The sequence below is a fragment of the Pseudomonas congelans genome (assembly GCF_900103225.1).
Classification (GTDB): domain Bacteria; phylum Pseudomonadota; class Gammaproteobacteria; order Pseudomonadales; family Pseudomonadaceae; genus Aquipseudomonas; species Aquipseudomonas congelans.
In genome coordinates this window covers 1-18336 of sequence record NZ_FNJH01000004.1, presented here as the reverse complement: position 1 = coordinate 18336, position 18336 = coordinate 1, and the positions used below count along the sequence as shown (strand labels likewise).

General features: G+C 61.0%; 15 protein-coding genes. 3 read left to right on the top strand and 12 right to left on the bottom strand.

Annotated features, from left to right (window positions below; all coding sequences use genetic code 11):
* Position 1 precedes the first annotated feature (1 nt).
* Genes BLR20_RS14830 through BLR20_RS14820 form a run of 3 tightly spaced genes read right to left on the bottom strand, consistent with a single transcriptional unit; the run spans position 2 to position 2877 of the window.
* On the bottom strand, positions 2-970 hold the full coding sequence (locus BLR20_RS14830) for an iron chelate uptake ABC transporter family permease subunit (RefSeq protein ID WP_054993583.1): 969 nt from the start codon (positions 968-970) through the stop codon (positions 2-4).
* Positions 967-1956 carry an iron-dicitrate ABC transporter permease FecC gene (gene fecC / locus BLR20_RS14825; protein WP_054993582.1) on the bottom strand — a complete coding sequence of 330 codons (990 nt, stop codon included), beginning with the start codon at positions 1954-1956 and terminating at the stop codon, positions 967-969. Before fecC ends, BLR20_RS14830 begins: the two co-directional genes overlap by 4 nt.
* Positions 1957-2877 carry a Fe(3+) dicitrate ABC transporter substrate-binding protein FecB gene (locus BLR20_RS14820; RefSeq protein WP_054993581.1) on the bottom strand — a complete coding sequence of 307 codons (921 nt, stop codon included), beginning with the start codon at positions 2875-2877 and terminating at the stop codon, positions 1957-1959.
* 242 nt (positions 2878-3119) lie between these two features.
* Between BLR20_RS14820 and BLR20_RS14815 the strand changes: the two genes are divergently transcribed.
* Positions 3120-4223 (top strand): calcium:cation antiporter, encoded by a 1104-nt coding sequence (locus BLR20_RS14815; RefSeq protein ID WP_032615316.1) that lies wholly within the window; start codon positions 3120-3122, stop codon positions 4221-4223.
* Between the two features lie 111 nt (positions 4224-4334).
* Here the strand turns inward: BLR20_RS14815 and BLR20_RS14810 are convergent, their stop codons facing one another.
* The 9 genes from BLR20_RS14810 to BLR20_RS14770 all read right to left on the bottom strand — a co-directional run bounded on the left by BLR20_RS14810 (position 4335) and on the right by BLR20_RS14770 (position 14754).
* The gene (locus tag BLR20_RS14810; RefSeq protein ID WP_054993580.1) at positions 4335-5690 is read right to left on the bottom strand and encodes an 8-oxoguanine deaminase; all 1356 of its coding nucleotides are present in this window, start codon (positions 5688-5690) and stop codon (positions 4335-4337) included.
* Positions 5691-5813: 123 nt separating this feature from the next.
* On the bottom strand, positions 5814-6503 hold the full coding sequence (locus tag BLR20_RS14805) for an SDR family oxidoreductase (RefSeq protein WP_003318635.1): 690 nt from the start codon (positions 6501-6503) through the stop codon (positions 5814-5816).
* A gap of 239 nt (positions 6504-6742) precedes the next feature.
* On the bottom strand, positions 6743-7669 hold the full coding sequence (locus BLR20_RS14800) for an ABC transporter permease (RefSeq protein WP_054993579.1): 927 nt from the start codon (positions 7667-7669) through the stop codon (positions 6743-6745).
* Positions 7669-8769 (bottom strand): ABC transporter permease, encoded by a 1101-nt coding sequence (locus tag BLR20_RS14795; protein ID WP_054993578.1) that lies wholly within the window; start codon positions 8767-8769, stop codon positions 7669-7671. Before BLR20_RS14795 ends, BLR20_RS14800 begins: the two co-directional genes overlap by 1 nt.
* Before the next feature lie 11 nt (positions 8770-8780).
* Positions 8781-10334, bottom strand: a complete 1554-nt coding sequence (locus tag BLR20_RS14790; protein WP_054993577.1) for an ABC transporter ATP-binding protein — start codon at positions 10332-10334, stop codon at positions 8781-8783.
* 532 nt (positions 10335-10866) lie between these two features.
* Positions 10867-11460, bottom strand: a complete 594-nt coding sequence (locus tag BLR20_RS14785) for an IMPACT family protein (protein ID WP_003414648.1) — start codon at positions 11458-11460, stop codon at positions 10867-10869.
* Positions 11461-11492: 32 nt separating this feature from the next.
* A complete protein-coding gene (locus tag BLR20_RS14780) occupies positions 11493-12155 on the bottom strand; it encodes a TetR/AcrR family transcriptional regulator (protein ID WP_003318629.1) in 663 nt (220 codons plus the stop codon).
* Positions 12156-12249: 94 nt separating this feature from the next.
* A complete protein-coding gene (locus BLR20_RS14775; protein WP_054993576.1) occupies positions 12250-13647 on the bottom strand; it encodes a uracil-xanthine permease family protein in 1398 nt (465 codons plus the stop codon).
* 186 nt (positions 13648-13833) lie between these two features.
* Positions 13834-14754: a LysR family transcriptional regulator gene (locus tag BLR20_RS14770; protein WP_024661731.1), complete on the bottom strand. Its 921-nt coding sequence runs from the start codon at positions 14752-14754 to the stop codon at positions 13834-13836.
* Positions 14755-14865: 111 nt separating this feature from the next.
* On the opposite strand from BLR20_RS14770, the gene aptA reads away from it, so the two are divergent.
* Complete coding sequence (gene aptA / locus BLR20_RS14765) at positions 14866-16212, top strand: omega-aminotransferase AptA (RefSeq protein WP_054993575.1); 1347 nt, start codon at positions 14866-14868, stop codon at positions 16210-16212.
* 90 nt (positions 16213-16302) lie between these two features.
* A complete protein-coding gene (locus BLR20_RS14760; protein WP_003422228.1) occupies positions 16303-17796 on the top strand; it encodes a CoA-acylating methylmalonate-semialdehyde dehydrogenase in 1494 nt (497 codons plus the stop codon).
* Positions 17797-18336: the final 540 nt, after the last annotated feature.

Here is an 18336-nt window from a genome sequence, read left to right as displayed (position 1 = left end):
ATCAACCTTTGAATCGGGCCAGCAGCCAGAGGAAGTATGGAGCGCCGATCACCGCTGTGAGCACCCCGGCAGGGATCTCGCTGGGGGCGATCAATGTGCGTCCCAGCGTGTCGGCGAGCACCAGCAATAACGCGCCCAGCACCATCGAGGCGGGCAGCAGGTACTGATGATGACCGCCGACCAGACGGCGGGCCATGTGTGGTGCGACCAGGCCGACGAAGCTCACCGGGCCGATAATGCCCACCCCCAGGCTGGTCAACAGCACGGCACTGCCCATCGCCAGCCAGCGCGTACGTTTGAGGCCGGTACCCAGGCTCTGCGCGGCCTCGTCACCCAGGCCGATCAGGTTCAGCGGTTTGGCCAGCAGCAGGCTGAGCGGGATCAGCAGCAGAAGCGGCAAAGCCAGTAAAACGTGGTGCCAGTTGCGGCTCCACAAACTGCCGGTCAGCGCCAGCAGGGCGGTGTTGATATCCAGCGGGTTGGACAGGATCAGGAATTCGGTGATGCTCGACAGCGTCACCGCAATCGCGACCCCGGACAGCGCAAAACGCACCCCGGAAAACTGCACGCCGGTGTTGTACAACGCCAGCAGCAGCGCACCCGCCGCGCCGCCCAGACACGCCACAAACGGCAGCGCGGACACCGGTAACTGCGGCAGGCCGATAATCGCAATGGTCAACGCCAGCCCGGCGCCCTGGGTGACGCCGAGGATTTCCGGCGAGGCCAGCGGGTTGCGAATCACGCCTTGCACGATGGCGCCAGCCAGGCCGAACGCACAGCCGGTCATGATCGCGATCAGGCCGCGTGGCAGGCGATGATTCCAGACCTCGAAGTCCTTGCTGTCATGGGCGATCAGGTGATCGAGCACGGCGCCGGGTGTCAGCCACACGGTGCCGGCGCTGAGGCTCAGCAGCAGGGCGAGTGCCAGCAGGGTCATCAGCAGCAGCAACCTTGAGCGGGGGTGGTTCATAGCGCACGCCTCGCCAGAAACAGAAAGAACGGCGCGCCGATCAATGCCGTCACCACCCCGGCCGGTGTTTCCACGGGGAAGGCCACGGCGCGGCTGATCAGGTCCGAGGCCAGCACGATGGCTGCGCCCAGGCCGGCGCTGATCGGTATCAGCCAGCGGTAGTCATTGCCCAGCCACTGGCGAGCGATGTTCGGCGCGATCAGGCCGACAAAGCCAATCGGTCCGACGGCGCAGACACTGGCGCCGACCAGCAGCAGGCTGACCACGAATACCAGCAGGCGTAACGCCCCGATACGCACGCCCAGCGAACGCGCGGCGTCTTCGCCGAGGTTGATCAGGTTCAGGCGCGGTGCACAGGCCATCGCCAGTACCACGCCGATCAGCGTGCAGGGCCAGAGCAGTTGCAACTGCGCGGCACCGACATTGGCCAGTGACCCTGCCAGCCAGTTGAGGACACTTTGCGCCTGGGCCTCGACGAGAATGACTGTGAGGCGGGTCAATGCAGCGCACAGTGCTGCGACGGCAACGCCTGCCAGCACCAGCCGGCCTTGAGCCGTGGCGGGTGACCATGCACCGCCGAGACTGAACACGGTGATCCACGCCAGCGCACCGCCGAGGCAGGTCATCAGCAGGGCGCCACCGGGGAAGGGCAGAGCGACCAGGCCGGTGGAAAACAGCGCCAGCCCCAAGGCTGCGCCTGCGGTAACGCCAAACAATGACGGGGAGGCCAGACGGTTGCGGGTGATGCCCTGCATCAGCGCGCCGGCCATGCCCAGGCAGGCACCGACCAGTGCCGCGCACAAGGCGCGTGGCACGCGCAGTTGCGCAACGATGTAAGCAATATTGCCGCCCTCACGGCCCTGCGTTATCAGTCCGTTCCAGGCATCCACCTGCCGAATGCTGAACGACGAAAGGGCGAACAGCGACACCCAGAACAGTCCCAGGCAGGCCACGGTGATGACGCCCGCCATCAGCCAGCGGCGCATTTACGGGTTCAGCACGGCCTTGCCGCCCTTGAGCACGGCAAGCGCATCGTCGGCGATCTGCTCGGAGGCCATGATCCCGCGATTGCGCGCCCAGCTGTCGCCATCCACTTCGGCCACTTGCTTGTTACGCACAGCGCCCAGCACCTGCCACAGCGGCTGCTTGCTCCAGGTGTCGACAATGCTCGGACGGCGGTAATGGCCGACCAGCAACCAGCCGGGATCCAGAGCCAGCAGTTGCTCCAGGCTGACGAATTCGGTGGGCGCGGCGTTTTTGCGCACTTCCGGGACTTTCAGACCTATCGCCTGCAGTACGCTGCCTGCATAAGAGTGCGGGCCATGGACCGAGAAGCTGTCTTCGCGGGCGACGCCGAACAGCACGTTGGTGTTGGCCGGAATCTGCTCGGCGACGGTCTTCAGGTGCTGCCGGTTTTCCGCGATGCGCGCCTGCATCTGCGGCCCCTTGCCCAGCGCGACGCCGATCAGTTCTGCAGACTTCAGGCTGCCCTGATAATCCTCGCCGCGTGACGGCAGCATCAGCGTCGGCGCCAGGCTGGCCAGGTCGTTGTACAGCGCCTGATGGCGACCGAGGTCGGCAATGATCAGGTCCGGCTTGAGCCGCGCGATCACTTCTATATTGGGTTGCGAACGCAGGCCCACCGACTGCCATTCACCGACGGCCTTGCGCACCTTGGGCAGCACGCGGTTGGCATCGCCATCGTCCGCCGCGCCGACGGGTGTCACGCCCACCGATGCCAGCCCGTCGAGAAACGAAAACTCCAGCACCACCACACGCTTGGGAGTATCAGGCAGGTGGACTTTGTGTTGGCCGTCATCGATGTCGATAGGTGCGGCCTGGGCGAGGGTCGCGATCAGGGTCAGCAGGCCGCAAGCCAGCAGATGCGGAAGTCGAAAAGCACGCATGGCAAAGGTCCTTTCTAACAAAGCGGAATCATGAAAAACAGGCGCGCCCTGAAGGCCGCGAAGAAAACGGCGGGCACTATTTCACATCGCGGCGACGGGATCAAAAGTCATTTACGCGTGAGTGCCGTTCTCATTCGGGCTATTTTATGAAACCTTTTGTCACACACGCTACTCTGACAGCCTTCACTGTTGGCCACCTTCATGTACATCCGCGGCGATGTCGCAAGGTTTGGGGAATAAAAATGGGCGCATTGCTCAAGCAAGAAAAGTTTCTGTTGCTGGCAATCATTGCCATGTTCGTCGCTTATCCACTGGAGCACGTGCTGGTAGGCAATGGTCAGGTCGTTGCGCTGGTGTCGGGGCTGGCGCTGGTCGCCTTCATCGTCTGCGCCTCGATGCGCGTTGCGCATCACGCCGAGATGCTGGCGGAAAAGGTCGGCGATCCTTACGGCACGATGATCCTCACGCTGTCGGCGGTGACGGTCGAAGTGGTGATCCTGGCGATCATGATGAGCAACGAGCCGTCGCCGACGCTGGTGCGGGACACGATTTATTCGGCGGTGATGCTCGACATCAACGGCATCCTCGGTCTTGCGGCGCTGATGGGCGGTATCAAGCACGGCGAGCAGTCGTACAACGACGATTCGGCGCGCACCTACAGCGTGATGATCCTCACCGCGATGGGTGTCTCGATGGTCGTACCCGAGTTCATTCCCAAAGGTGACTGGAAGCTCTATTCGGCGTTCACCATCGGCGCGATGATCCTGCTCTACACGCTGTTCCTGCGCATGCAGGTCGGGCCGCACAGTTACTTTTTCAGCTACAGCTACCCGGAAAAGAAGAAACGCCAGGGCCAGGGCTCCAGTCCGGCTGAAGAACATGCAGAGCCGGTCAATCTGACCCGCTCAATTGCCACACTGGTTGTCGGCGTGGTGGTGATCGGTGCGCTGGCCGAAGTGATGTCGAAGACGGTTGACCTGGGACTGGAAGGCACCGGTGCACCGCCGGTGATGACCGCCATCCTGGTAGCCGCCATCTCCGCCGCGCCCGAGATCCTCACGGCCCTGCGTGCCGCGCTGGCCAACCGCATGCAGTCGGTGGTCAACATCGCTCTGGGCGCTTCGCTGTCGACCGTGATCCTCACGGTTCCGGTGATGGAAGCTATGGCGCTTTACAGTGGCCAGCCTTTCCAGATGGCCATGACTCCGGTGCAGACCGTGATGATCTTCATCACCCTGCTGGTGTCCGCGATCAACCTCAACGACGGTGAAACCAACGCCATCGAAGGCATGACCCACTTCGTGCTGTTCGCGACGTTCATCATGCTCTCGTGTCTGGGGCTTTAAGGCTCATTGCCTATCGTCCTCACGTTCGGCGTAGCGAGAGGACGCAGAGCGTCCTGAACGGCATGCCGACGCGGAGCGTCGCACGATAGTCGAGAGTATCGTTGCGCACGTTCAGCCCTGAATCAATTCCCGCGCGGCCTGGCTGTGATCGGCAATCAGTTGCTTGATGTCCAGCCCTTCGACCTGGCCGTCGATCACTCGCCAATGCCCTGCAATCATTACCCGGTCGGCACGGTCTGCGCCGCACAGCAGCAGGGCTGACAGCGGGTCATGGCTGCCGGAAAAGCGCAGTTCGTCCAGCTTGAACAACGCCAGATCAGCCTGTTTGCCCACCGCCAGTTCACCGAGGTCAGTGCGTCCCAGCAATTGCGCCGACCCCTTGGTGGCCCAGCCCAGCACCAGCTGCGGGGTGATTTTTTCGGCGCCGTAGCGCAGACGCTGCAGGTAAAGCGCCTGGCGGGTTTCCAGAATCATGTTCGATGCGTCGTTGGACGCCGAACCATCGACCCCAAGCCCCAACGGCGCGCCCGCCGCGAGCAGGTCCAGGGTCGGGCAGATGCCGGAGGCCAGGCGCATGTTAGAGCTTGGGCAGTGACAGACGCCCGTACCTGCTGCGCCGAGACGGGCGATTTCGTCGGGGTTGAAATGGATGCCATGGGCCAGCCAGGTGCGCGGGCCCAGCCAGCCGACGCTGTCCAGATAATCCACGGTGCGCAGGCCGAAGCGTTGCAGGCAGAAGTCTTCTTCGTCGAGGGTTTCGGCCAGGTGCGTGTGCAGGCGCACGTCGAGTTTTTCCGCCATGGCTGCGCTCTCGGCCATGATCTGCGGGGTGACCGAGAAGGGTGAGCAGGGCGCCAGGGCGATCTGAATCTGCGCGCCGTCGCCACGTTGATGGTAGGTCTCGATCAAGCGCTGGCTGTCGGCCAGAATCACCTCACCCTGCTGCACGGTTTGCTGCGGCGGCAAGCCTCCATCCGCTTCGCCCAGGCTCATCGAGCCACGGGTCAGCATCGCGCGCATGCCCAGTTCCCGAACGCTCTGCACCTGTACATCGATAGCGTGTTCCAGCCCATCGGGAAACAGATAGTGATGATCGGCAGCGGTCGTGCACCCGGACAGCAACAACTCGGCCAGCGCCACCTTGCTGGCGACTGCGAGCTTCTCCGGCGTCAGGCGCGCCCATACCGGGTACAGGGTCTTCAGCCAGGGGAACAACGGCTGATTGACCACCGGCGCCCAGGCCCGCGTGAGGGTCTGATAGAAGTGATGGTGTGTGTTGATCAGCCCCGGCAGCAGCACATGCTCGCTCGCATCGAATGTCTGAGTGCAAGGTGTCGAAGGGAGCTGCCCGGCGGCCAGCACTTCAGTGATGACGCCGCCTTCAATTACCAGACCGCCACGGGCGTCCAGGTCATTGGCAGTAAACACGGCAAGGGGATTTTTCAACCAGATACGGATCGCGGGCATGGGCCGGCTCCTCTGAAAGACAGGTTCAGGTTAGCCAGCTCAGTGTTGCCCTGTCTGCTGATCCAGGGTCGCCGGGGGCAGATGCGCCCCGGCGGAGGACGGCGATTCTAGTCGAGCGGCCGGTTACCAGGCAATCGTCTTGCCCTGGTAATCGATGAAGTGATGGCCGCCTTTGCCGGCGTAGGCATTGAGCTGTTCGACCAGCCCGGTGGTGCTGGTCATGACGTCTATGGCGGCATTTTCGCCGCCCATGTCGGTCTTCACCCAGCCAGGATGCATCGACAGCACGGTGGGACGGTTCTCACCCAGCTCGGTGACGAAGGTATTGGTCATCGAATTGAGCGCGGCTTTGCTGGCCTTGTACAGCGCAAGGTTGGCGCCATCCGGGCAAGTGACGCTGCCCAGCCACGAACTCATGAACGCCAGGACGCCCGTGCCGGGACGAATTTGATCGACGAAGCGCTCGGCCAGACGAATCGGCGCCACAGCGTTGGTCAGGAACAACTGCCCGAGCTCGGCAGCGGTCGACTTCGCAGCGCTCTGGTGTGCCGCGCCGCTGATGCCGGCGTTGACGAACAGCACGTCGAACACCTCACCGCGCAGTTTCTGGACCAGCACTTCAAGCGAAGCCGTTTCGTCCAGATCCACAGCTTCGATGCGCACGCCCTCGACTGCTTTCAGGTTTTCGGCATTTTGCGGATCACGTACGGTGGCGGTGACTTGCCAGCCCTGTTCGGTCAAGCGCTGAACCAGCCCAAGCCCCAGACCGCGAGAGGCGCCGATGATGAGGGCGGTTTTTTTGGTAGTGGTCATGAATGATTCCTTGGCAGATTGAGAGACAGACTCCATGGCAGTGCCAGCAAGGCCTCTCGAAAGTTTCGACCTTGCAGCGTACTCCTGCCCATGACCTGTTGGAATCTTGGTGAGCCGAAAACGTTCAGGGGAATCACTGGAACGGCATGCCTGATAGTTTCAGGATTATCGTTCCTCACGCTCCGGCGTGGGAATGCCGTTCGTGACGCTCTGCGTCAACCATCTGCGCCGCTAGCTCCTTAATGCCCCGCCCGCCAAGGCTGGCCCAGCGATACCGGCGCATACAGCCGGGTGCGCAGAGCATCGCGGGAGAGCAGGACGAGGACGATGATGGTAGCCACATAAGGCAGCATCGCCAGCAGGTTGGACGGGATGGCCAGGCCGATGCCCTGCGCGACCAGGTGCAGAATGCTGGCCAGACCGAACAGGTAGGCACCGAGCAGCAGGCGCCACACGCGCCAGCTGGCGAAAACCACCAGTGCCAGGGCAATCCAGCCACGTCCGGCGCTCATGTTTTCTGCCCACATCGGCGTGTAGGCCAGTGACAGATAAGCCCCGGCCAGCCCGGCCATTGCGCCGCCGAACAGCACTGCGAGGGTGCGCACGCGCAGCACCGGCAAGCCCATGGCGCTGGCGGCGTCAGGGTTTTCGCCGACGGCCTGGATGATCAGCCCGACGCGGCTTTTCAGCAGTGCCCAGGCGACCAGCGCGAACAAGGCGAAAGACAGGTAGACCAGCAGGTCCTGGGCAAACAGCATGCGGCCGATCAGTGGAATGTTGCTAAGCAACGGGATGGCGACCGGTTCGAAACCGCTCAACGGTTTGCCGACCCAGGCGGCCCCGACGAAGCTGGAAAGGCCGACGCCGAAGATGGTCAGCGCCAGCCCGGTCGCGACCTGATTGGCGTTGAACACCAGCGCCACCAGGGCAAACAGCGCCGAGAGCAGCATGCCTGCGAGCATCGCCAGCAGCACGCCCAGCCAGAGGTTGCCGGTGTTCAGGGCGACGATGAAACCGATCACTGCGCCGAACAGCATCATGCCTTCCTGACCGAGGTTGATGACGCCGCTTTTTTCACAGATCAGCTCGCCCAGCGCCACCAGCAGCAAGGGGGTTCCGCAACGGACCATGGCGTAGAAAATATTGCTCAGCAGGTCGATATCCATCATGCGGCTCCTGTGACGGGTGTCATCTGGCGCTTGGCCCAGTGCAGTTTCAGACGTGGGCGGTAGAGAATCAGCACATCGCAGGCGAGCAGGAAAAACAGCATCATCCCCTGAAACAGTTGCGTGATTGCCAACGGCAGGTTCAAGGTCATTTGCGCACTTTCCCCACCCAGATACAGCAGGGCGATCAGCAGGCTGGAGAACAGAATGCCGATGGGGTTGAGGCGGCCGAGAAAGGCCACGGTGATCGCGGCATAGCCATAACCTGGCGAGACCTGCGGCACCAGTTGGCCAATCGGCCCTGCCACTTCCGACACGCCCGCCAGCCCGGCAAGTGCGCCACTGATCAACAGCACCAGCCACACCAGGCGTTTTTCGCGAAAGCCGACGAAGCCAGCCGCTCGCTTGTCCAGGCCCAGCACCTTGATCTGGAAGCCGACAAAGCTGCGTTGCAGCAACACCCAGACCGCGACCAGCGCGAACAGGGCAAAGTACACGCCGATGTGCGCGCGGCCATCCTCCATCAACAGCGGCAGGCGGCTGGCGTCGCCGAAGGTCGCTGACTCCGGGAAGTTCATGCCGGCCGGGTCCTTGAGCGGCCCATGGACGAAATACAGCAGCAAGTTGAGGGCGATGTAATTGAGCATGATGCTGGTGAGGATTTCATTGGCGTTGAAGTGCGTGCGCAGCCAGGCGGTCACGCCCGCCCAGGCAGCGCCGGCGAGGGTGCCGGCCAGCAACACCATGACCAGCGCCCAACGACTTTCCATCTCGATGATATTTACCGCCACGGCACTGCCCGCCAATGCGCCGAGCAGCAACTGGCCTTCCGCACCGATGTTCCAGATGCGCGCCTGATAGGCGACCGCCAGACCCAGCGCGCAGAGCAGAATCGGCAGGGTCTTGACCATCAATTCCGACAGGCCGTACCAGTCGCTGACCGGCGCGATCAGCAAGGTGTGCAGTGTCACCACAGGGTTCAGGCCCAGACCGATGAACAGCAGCGAACCGCAGACCAGGGTCAGCACCGCAGCCAGTAAAGGGGAGCACCACAACATCGCGCGCGATTGCTGGCCGCGCGGTTCCAGAGAAAGCAGCATGTTTTGCTCCGTTAACCAGGCACGTGGGCTTGGGTTTGAGAATGATCGAACTGTCCCGCCATCCAGCCGCCGATTTGCACGGTGCTGGTCTGTTCAGTAGGGATAAGGTCGGAAAGCTGACCGCCGCTCAGGGCGGCGAGTCGGTCGCTGATCTGGAACAATTCGTCCAGGTCTTCGGAGATCACCAGAATCGCGGCCCCGGCGTCGCGCAAGGCAATCAGCGCCCGATGGATCGCCGCCGCAGCGCCGACATCCACGCCCCAGGTGGGATGCGCGGCAATCAACAGTTTCGGCTTTTGCAGAATTTCCCGACCGAGAATGAATTTCTGCAGGTTGCCGCCCGACAGACTGCGCGCCGGGGCCAGTGCATCCGGCGTCTTGACTGCAAAGCGCCGAATGATTTCGTCAGCCAGTGCGCGCACCTTGCTGCGCTGGATCAGGCCATTGCTCACCAGCCCTTGCTGGAAGGCGGTAAGCAGCGCGTTGTCGGCAAGACTGAGTTCCGGCACTGCGCCATGTCCCAGGCGCTCGGCCGGGACGAAAGCCAAGCCACGCTTGCGCCGCGCATCGGGGCGCAGGTTGCCGACCGGGGCATCCTCAAAACGCAGGGTCGCCGCCTGGGCGTGCGGCAAGGTCTGTTCGCCGCTGAGCAGCGCCAGCAATTCATCCTGACCATTCCCGGCTACGCCTGCGATACCGACGATTTCGCCGCTGCGTACTTCCAGACTGAGGTCTTTGAGTGAGCAGCCGAACGGGTCCGGGTTGTGCCAGGACAGTTTGTCGATGCGCAAAAAGACTGTGCTGCCGCTGACTTTCTCATACTGCGCGGTCAGCCCTTCGGCATCACCGACCATCAAGCGCGCCAGTTCCAGATCGGAACATTCAGCGGGAATGCAGTGCCCGGAGACCTTGCCGTTGCGCAGCACGGTTGCGCTGTGACACAGCGCGCGCACCTCGCCCAGCTTGTGACTGATAAACAGAATGCTGCAGCCTTCTCGAGCCAGATGGCGCAGGGTCACGAACAGCTCCTCGGCTTCCTGGGGCGTCAACACCGACGTGGGTTCGTCGAGGATCAACAGGCGAATGTCCTGCATCAGGCAGCGAATGATCTCGACTTTCTGCCGCTCGCCAATCGACAGGCTGTGGACCAGCCGCTGGGGTTCCACCGCCATGCCGTAGCGTTGTGAGACCTCACGGATGCGCGGCTCCAGTTGTTTGGGCGTGCCTGCCGCTGCGCCCATGGCCAGCGCGATGTTTTGCGCGACGCTGAGGGTTTCGAACAGCGAAAAATGCTGGAACACCATGCCGATGCCCAGGCTTCTGGCCTGCGCCGGATTGCGCATGGTCTGCGCCTGGCCTTGCCAGATGATCGTCCCGGCGTCGGGCTGCGTCACGCCATAGATGATCTTCATCAGCGTGCTTTTGCCCGCACCGTTTTCACCCAGCAGGGCGTGAATCTCTCCGGGCTGAATCGTCAGGTCGACGGAGTCGTTGGCCAGGCAGCCGGGATACCGTTTGGTGATGTGGCGCAGTTGCAGGCGCGCAGGTATCGCGTGGTTTGACATGAAAGGCTCTGAGGCAGAAGTGGGTCGCGTGTGGATAAAGCAAAATCCTGGCCAAGGAGTCAGGATTCGCATCCGGCACGCGGAATCAAGGCCAGGCACTGAGTTTTCGGCCCTGTCACCGGCCTTCGCCCATCGAGCGCGCTCGTTCCAGCACCAGTTCGGGGCGTGCATGTTGAACGCGGGCCAATGTGGCTCTTTGATTTGAACAAAAAATGTACAGCGGACGTGGAGGGCGGTGCGCTGAACCAATGCGCGACCCTTGCACCTGTTATCCACAGGTTCTTCCACAGATACTGTGCGCAAGCGCGTTGAGTGAGAATAATGCGGCGGCGGTTAACATCCAAAGGCACTAAGAAGCGCTAACAGGCTGTTTTTGCACTCTTTATGGATCCACGCACGGCAATTGCTCAAAAAACGATCATTCGCCTGAAACGCAAGCCCGGCAAGGCTCGCGGTGGAGTGTGCTCAGCTTATCCACAGCCGGATGCACAGTAGATGTGGGCAGTTTTGACATGTTGCGCAAAGGCTCCGGCTACTGCTCCGGCGCTGCGTGCAGAAGGATTCTGCCGCGACTCAGATCGGCCAGTTGGCGCTGCAGGGTGTCGGTGTGCTCGGGGCCGATGGCGATGGACATCTGCACACCGTTGGCCATGAAGTTTTCGCTTTCCACAAGACCGTTCAATTCGCCGAGACGCAGCTTGACCAGCGCCAGCTCACTGAAGCTGCATTCAAGGTGGAACGACGCGCGCTGGATCAGCGGCAGACGCTCGGCCTGTTGCAGACATTTGTTGGCACCGCCGCCATAGGCGCGGGCCAGGCCGCCTGTCCCCAGTTGAATGCCGCCGTACCAGCGGATCACCAGCACCACGACCTGATCGAACGCCTGCGCTTCGATGGCGGCCAGAATCGGCCTGCCTGCAGTGCCGCCCGGTTCGCCGTCATCGTTGCTGCGATACTGACCACCGAGCTTCCAGGCCCAGCAATTGTGAGTGGCATTCAGGTCACTGTGTTGCTCGATGAACGCCTGTGCGTCGGTCGGGCTGGCGATGGGGGCGGCAAGGGTGATGAAGCGGCTCTTGCGGATTTCTTCACGAAACTCGCAAGGGCCGACCAGGGTAAAAGGCATGCGTGTGTCCAGCTGACGTCCAGGCGACGATTCTACAAGGCTGGCGGCGTGAGCCCACAACCTTTGAGGATGATTCGAATGAGATTGTTGCTGGCCTGATCCATGTCCTGGCGCGTCAGTCGGGAGCGACCGGTGACGCGACAGATCTGCGAGGCGAAGTCGGCATAGTGCTGGGTGCTGCCCCATAGCAGGAAGATCAGGTGCACCGGGTCAACGGGGTCCATCTTGCCGGCGTCGATCCAGGCTTGAAAGACCGCGGCCCGGCCCTGGAACCACAGGCGGTAATCCTGGCTGAAGTACTCGCTCATGCATTCGCCACCGCTGATGATTTCCATGGCGAAGATCCGCGAGGCCTGTGGCTGGCGGCGCGAGAACTCCATCTTGGCGCGAATATAGCGGGCCAGCGCCTCTGCCGGGTCGTCTTCGACGCTGAGGTGGTTGAAGGTGCTGTCCCACAAATCGATGATGTTGCTGAGCACCGCGACATACAGGCCGAGTTTGTTGGTGAAGTAGTAATGCAGATTGGCTTTTGGCAGCCCGGCCTTGATCGCGATGGTGTTCATGCTGGTGCCCTTGAAACCGTGGCGGGCAAATTCATCTTCTGCCGCCTGAATGATCGCTTCTTCGTTCTTCTGACGAATACGGCTTGCAGGCTTGGTGACGTGAGCGCTGTGTGCGGGGACTTCAAGGGTCATGGGCAATTCCGGACAGGTCGTAGGGCGCGACGGATGAACAGATAGCGCACCGGCGAGCATCTCGCAAGCGTCGGTGCGGGCGCGGCATGCAAAGTTATCGTGGTTGCTCCACAGGTTCGGGTTCCGGCACGTCGTCGGTCGTAGCGGCGGCGACTTTGCTTTCCGGAATCAGCAGGCACATGACAATGGCCGTGATACCGCCGCTGGTGATGGCCGAATCGAACAGGTTCTGCACCAGTTTCGGCAATTGATGCAGCAGCGCAGGCTGCGACGCAATGCCCAGACCGACACCCAATGACGTCGCAATGATCAGCATGCTGCGTCGGTCGAGCGGCGACTGGGCCAGAATGCGTACACCGGCCGCCGCGACGCTGCCGAACATGACCAGCGTTGCGCCGCCGAGCACCGGCTTAGGGATCTGCTGAACGATGGCACCAATGTGTGGAAAAAGCCCGAGCACGAACAGCACCGCGCCGATGTACAGCCCGACATAGCGACTGGCAACGCCGGTCAACTGGATCACACCGTTGTTTTGCGCAAAGGTGGTATTGGGAAATGCGCTGAAGGTCGCGGCGATCATGCAGCTGACGCCATCGCCCAGTACGCCGCCCTTGAGGCGTGCCAGGTAGCTCGGTCCGCTGATGGGCTGGCGCGCGAGCATGCAATTGGCGGTCAGGTCGCCGACCGTTTCGATGCTGCTGATCAGATAAATCAGCGCGACAGGCAGGAAAGCGCTCCAGTCGAAATTGAAGCCGAAGCGGAAGGGCATCGGAACGCTGATCAATGGCAGGTCGTGAAGGGGTTGCGGCACCAGTTTGCCGCTGAACCACGCGGCCAGACTGCCGACCGCCAGGCCGATGATGATGGCTGACAAACGTACCCAGGGCGTAGTCGAGCGATTGAGCACAATGATCACGGCCAGCACGAACGCGCCCAGCGCCAGATTCACCGGGGCGCCGAAGTCCGGCGCGTTGAAGCCGCCGCCCAGGTCTGTCACGCCCACCTTGATCAGGCTCACACCAATCAGCGTGATGACAATGCCGGTCACCAGCGGCGTGATGACCCTTCGCAACTGGCTAATGCAGCGACTTAGTGCGATCTGCACCAGCGCACCGAAAAAGCACACGCCGAAGATCATCGCCATGATGTCCTCCGGGCTGCCGCCGCGCTGCTTGACCAGAAAGCCTGCGGACAACACGGCGCCCAGGAACGCGAAGCTGGTGCCTTGCAGGCAGATCATGCCCGCGCCGATACCGAACGGGCGGCGCGCCTGGATGAAAGTACCGGTGCCCGAGACCATCAAGGCCATGCTTATCAGGTACGGCATGTATTGGGTCAGGCCGAGGGTCGAGCCGATGATCAGGGGCGGAGTGATGATCCCCACGAAGCTGGCGAGAACGTGCTGGAACGCTGCCAAAATGGCCGTCCAGGGTTTGGGGCGGTCGTTCAGGCCGTAGATCAGATCATCGTTGTCGAATGTTTCAGGCTGCATGGCGAGGTCTCGGACGGGGAAATGCCATGTGCTGGCGTGTCGTTGTTCGGGACTACTGCAAAAAACTGTCCAGTTGCTCAGGTTATTTTTATTTGAGTCCGGTTATTTCAATAAATATCAGCTTGATAGCGCTTTCAACCCGCGCTGCAGCGTCGTCGAAGCGGCCAGTTACCGGGCAGAAATGTGTCATCGGGTAGCGGCAAGTGTTTCCAAAAAGCTCTCCAGCACCAAATGAGGGCGCCGGCCTTTGCGGGTGACGGTCACCAGGTTGAGGTCGTAGAACTTCGAATCCGGTTTCAATGCGCGCAGCCTGCCTTCCTGCACCCAGGCGTTGGCGTAATGATCGGGCAGGTAGCCTATGTAGCGACCGGTCAGAATCAGGAAGGCGATACCTTCCCGGTCAGACGCGCTGGCCGTGCAGGTCAGTGCCTGATAGTGGTCCTGAACATCGTTGGGCAGGCGAAAGGTCGGAGCGATGGCTTCCTGTTGTGCGAGGCGTGCGTCATCCAGCGCGGCATTGTCGGCGTAAAACAGGGGGTGCCCGACCGCGCAGTAGAGCAGCGAGCGCTCGCTGTATAAAGAATGATACTCAAGCCCCGGCAAAGCACTGGCCTGCGGCACGACACCGACATGCAGGCCGCCGTCGAGTACACCGCGCTCTACTTCGGCGGGGGCAATCATGCGGATGTTGATGTGCACGCCCGGCCCGCGCTCTTTCAGTCGAGCCAGGGCGTGGGTGATGCGCATGTGGGGGAGGGTGACCAGATTGTCGGTCAGGCCGATGTTCAGTTCGCCGCGCAGGTTCTGGTGCAGGCCGTTGACCTCTGTCCTGAAACTTTCCAGGGCGCTGAGCAGTTGCAGCGACGACTGATAGACCTCGCGCCCTTCGTCGGTCAGCGAAAAACCGGCGCGTCCTCGCTGGCACAGACGCAGGCCGAGGCGTTGTTCCAGATCGCTCATCTGCTGGCTGATCGCTGATCGGCCAATGCCGAGCACGCTTTCAGCCGCAGAAAAGCCACCCGCCTCGACAACGCTTTTGAATAGGCGCAGCAAGCGGATATCAAAATCACTGACCTGCGACACGGGATCGGAACGACGGATATTCATTGTTTAGTAATTACCAAACCAAAGATCGTAAAAGTCGGGTTTTATGAACTTTATCCGCGTGGCACCTTAGCTGCAATGACTGATCGTTCAGCGCCTGCGAGGCTTGCTCCCATGAATATGTTCGAAGTGTCCGATGTGCCTGTCACCCGTCAGTTGAAGCTCGATGCTCACTGGATGCCTTACACCGCGAATCGAAATTTCCAGCGCGACCCGCGCATGGTCGTGGCCGCGCATGGCAGCTATCTGACAGACGACAAGGGACGCAGGATCTACGATGCACTCTCAGGCCTATGGACATGTGGCGCCGGGCACACGCGCAAGGAAATTCAGGAAGCCGTGTCCCGGCAGCTGGGTGTGCTGGATTACTCGCCGGGCTTTCAGTTCGGGCACCCCCTTTCGTTCCAGCTGGCAGAACAGATTACCGACCTGACGCCGGGCAATCTCAACCACGTCTTCTATACCAACTCGGGTTCCGAGTGCGCGGATACGGCGGTTAAGATGGTGCGTGCCTACTGGCGGCTGAAAGGCCAGGCGACCAAGACCAAGATGATTGGTCGGGCACGCGGCTATCACGGCGTGAATGTGGCGGGCACCAGCCTGGGTGGAGTGAATGGCAACCGCAAGATGTTCGGCCAGTTGATGGATGTCGACCACTTGCCGCATACCCTGCTGGCCAGCAATGCGTACTCGAAGGGCATGCCCGAGGCGGGCGGTATCGCGCTGGCTGACGAGATGCTCAAGCTGATCGAGTTGCATGATGCGTCAAACATCGCTGCAGTGATCGTCGAACCCATGTCGGGCTCGGCCGGTGTGATCGTTCCACCGCAAGGCTATCTCAAGCGGCTGCGTGAGATTTGTGATCAGCACAATATCCTGCTGATCTTCGATGAAGTCATCACCGGCTTCGGTCGTACGGGCTCGATGTTTGGCGCCGATAGTTTCGGTGTCACGCCTGACCTGATGTGCATCGCCAAGCAGATCACCAATGGCGCTATCCCCATGGGCGCGGTAATCGCCAGCAGCGAGATCTATCAAACGTTCATGAATCAGCCGACGCCGGAGTACGCCGTCGAATTCCCTCACGGCTACACCTATTCCGCTCACCCTGTGGCGTGTGCGGCCGGGCTGGCGGCGCTTGAACTGCTGCAACGGGAGAATCTGGTGCAGCAGGCCGCCGCAGTCGCGCCGCATTTTGAACGTGCGCTGCACGGTATCAAGGGCGCGAAAAACGTGGTCGATATCCGCAATTACGGTCTGGCGGGTGCCATCCAGCTCGCACCGCGTGACGGGGATGCCATCGTGCGGCCCTTCGAGGCGGGCATGAAGCTGTGGAAAGCCGGTTTCTACGTGCGCTTTGGCGGTGACACCCTGCAATTCGGGCCGACCTTCAACAGCCAGGCGCAGGATCTGGATCGATTGTTCGATGCCGTCGGCGAAACCCTGAATCTGATCGACTGACCGCGCTGGCAGTCTCTCTTCTTATATACGTGCCTTTATCGCATCGGGTGTGAGCTGACTCACGCCCGTTGCCTTTATCCGGAGTTTTCCATGAGCAGCATTCAACACCTGATCCACGGCGAGTTCGTTTCTGCTGAAGGTCGTAGCGCCAATGTGTTCAACCCGTCGACCGGGCAGGTTATCCACACCGTAGCGCTGGCCGATCGCGAAACAGTCCAGAAGGCAATCGACTCGGCCAAGGCTGCCTTTCCGGCGTGGCGCAATACGCCGCCGGCCAAGCGTGCTCAGGTGATGTTCCGTTTCAAACAACTGCTTGAGCAGAACGAGGCACGCATTGCCCAATTGATCAGTGAAGAACACGGCAAGACCCTCGAAGATGCGGCGGGCGAGCTGAAGCGCGGCATTGAAAACGTCGAATACGCCTGTGCTGCACCTGAAGTGCTCAAGGGTGAATACAGCCGCAACGTCGGGCCGAACATCGATGCGTGGTCTGACTTTCAACCGCTGGGTATCGTTGCCGGTATTACCCCGTTCAACTTCCCGGCGATGGTGCCGCTGTGGATGTACCCGCTGGCCATTGCGTGCGGTAACTGCTTCATCCTCAAGCCTTCGGAGCGCGATCCCAGTTCAACGCTGTTGATTGCCGAACTGCTGCATGAGGCGGGGCTGCCGAAGGGTGTGCTCAATGTGGTTCACGGTGACAAGGTCGCGGTCGATGCGCTGATCGAAGCGCCGGAGGTCAAGGCGCTCAGCTTCGTCGGTTCTACGCCTATTGCCGAGTACATCTATAAGGAAGGCGCAGCGCGGGGCAAGCGCGTTCAGGCCCTCGGTGGCGCCAAGAATCATGCGGTGTTGATGCCGGATGCCGATCTGGACAATGCCGTGAGTGCCTTGATGGGCGCTGCTTACGGGTCCTGCGGCGAGCGTTGCATGGCGATCTCGGTCGCGGTGTGCGTTGGCGATCAGATCGCTGATGCATTGGTGGCCAAGCTGGTTCCGCAAATCCAGAGCCTGAAGATCGGTGCGGGCACGACCTGTGGCCTGGACATGGGGCCACTGGTCACCGGGCAGCATCGCGACAAGGTCGGCGGCTATATAGAAGACGGTGTGCAAGCGGGCGCAACCTTGGTGGTCGATGGGCGCAATCTTCAGGTTGCCGGGCACGAACAGGGCTTCTTCATGGGTGGCTGCCTGTTCGATCGCGTGACGCCAGAGATGCGTATCTATAAAGAAGAGATTTTCGGGCCGGTGCTGTGCATCGTGCGTGTGGACAGCCTTGAGCAGGCCATGCAACTGATCAACGATCACGAATACGGCAACGGCACCTGCATCTTTACCCGCGATGGCGAAGCGGCGCGTCTGTTCTGCGACGAAATTGAAGTGGGGATGGTCGGGGTCAACGTTCCGCTGCCAGTACCGGTGGCTTATCACAGCTTTGGTGGCTGGAAGCGTTCCCTGTTCGGCGACCTGCATGCGTACGGTCCCGATGGTGTGCGCTTCTATACCCGTCGCAAGGCCATTACTCAGCGCTGGCCGCAACGTGCTAGCCACGAAGCGTCGCAATTTGCCTTTCCGAGCCTGTAAATTCTACGGAAGGGAGATCGTCTTTAAAGAGGATCTCCCGTGTTTACAGGGGCGTCGCAAAGCAGGGCGAAGATTTTTTAAATTAACGGTTGACGCCCTCTGTCAGGTGTCTATAATTCGCCCCACTTCCGGCGCAGACGGAAACGAAAAAGCCTTGTAGATCAATAGTTTGCAAGGTTTTAGAGTGAAGAGTCAGCGAGGAAGGAGGTCGGGTCTGGATTGATCGACAGTGGTGAGGAAAAAGAGTTTGACACGCGGTTGTAACGCTGTAGAATTCGCCTCCCGCTGATGAGCAACTCAAGAGTTGATCGCAGCGCAAGTGGTTGAAGTTGCAAAGGAAACTTTGAAAACTTCTTAAAATAACCGCTTGACAGATACAGAGGACGCTGTAGAATGCGCGCCTCGGTTGAGACGAAAGGTCTTAACCAATCGCTCTTTAACAACTGAATCAAGCAATTCGTGTGGGTGCTTGTGGTGTCAGACTGAAGTCAACAGATTATCAGCAACCCAAGTTACTCCGCGAGAAATCAAAGATGTAAC

What these genes read in the sequence shown, in the direction of transcription:
- BLR20_RS14830 (WP_054993583.1), bottom strand. Translation starts at nt 970, where the DNA reads ATGAACCACCCCCGCTCAAGGTTGCTGCTGCTGATGACCCTGCTGGCA.
- fecC (WP_054993582.1), bottom strand. Translation starts at nt 1,956, where the DNA reads ATGCGCCGCTGGCTGATGGCGGGCGTCATCACCGTGGCCTGCCTGGGA.
- BLR20_RS14820 (WP_054993581.1), bottom strand. Translation starts at nt 2,877, where the DNA reads ATGCGTGCTTTTCGACTTCCGCATCTGCTGGCTTGCGGCCTGCTGACC.
- BLR20_RS14815 (WP_032615316.1), top strand. Translation starts at nt 3,120, where the DNA reads ATGGGCGCATTGCTCAAGCAAGAAAAGTTTCTGTTGCTGGCAATCATT.
- BLR20_RS14810 (WP_054993580.1), bottom strand. Translation starts at nt 5,690, where the DNA reads ATGCCCGCGATCCGTATCTGGTTGAAAAATCCCCTTGCCGTGTTTACT.
- BLR20_RS14805 (WP_003318635.1), bottom strand. Translation starts at nt 6,503, where the DNA reads ATGACCACTACCAAAAAAACCGCCCTCATCATCGGCGCCTCTCGCGGT.
- BLR20_RS14800 (WP_054993579.1), bottom strand. Translation starts at nt 7,669, where the DNA reads ATGGATATCGACCTGCTGAGCAATATTTTCTACGCCATGGTCCGTTGC.
- BLR20_RS14795 (WP_054993578.1), bottom strand. Translation starts at nt 8,769, where the DNA reads ATGCTGCTTTCTCTGGAACCGCGCGGCCAGCAATCGCGCGCGATGTTG.
- BLR20_RS14790 (WP_054993577.1), bottom strand. Translation starts at nt 10,334, where the DNA reads ATGTCAAACCACGCGATACCTGCGCGCCTGCAACTGCGCCACATCACC.
- BLR20_RS14785 (WP_003414648.1), bottom strand. Translation starts at nt 11,460, where the DNA reads ATGCCTTTTACCCTGGTCGGCCCTTGCGAGTTTCGTGAAGAAATCCGC.
- BLR20_RS14780 (WP_003318629.1), bottom strand. Translation starts at nt 12,155, where the DNA reads ATGACCCTTGAAGTCCCCGCACACAGCGCTCACGTCACCAAGCCTGCA.
- BLR20_RS14775 (WP_054993576.1), bottom strand. Translation starts at nt 13,647, where the DNA reads ATGCAGCCTGAAACATTCGACAACGATGATCTGATCTACGGCCTGAAC.
- BLR20_RS14770 (WP_024661731.1), bottom strand. Translation starts at nt 14,754, where the DNA reads ATGAATATCCGTCGTTCCGATCCCGTGTCGCAGGTCAGTGATTTTGAT.
- aptA (WP_054993575.1), top strand. Translation starts at nt 14,866, where the DNA reads ATGAATATGTTCGAAGTGTCCGATGTGCCTGTCACCCGTCAGTTGAAG.
- BLR20_RS14760 (WP_003422228.1), top strand. Translation starts at nt 16,303, where the DNA reads ATGAGCAGCATTCAACACCTGATCCACGGCGAGTTCGTTTCTGCTGAA.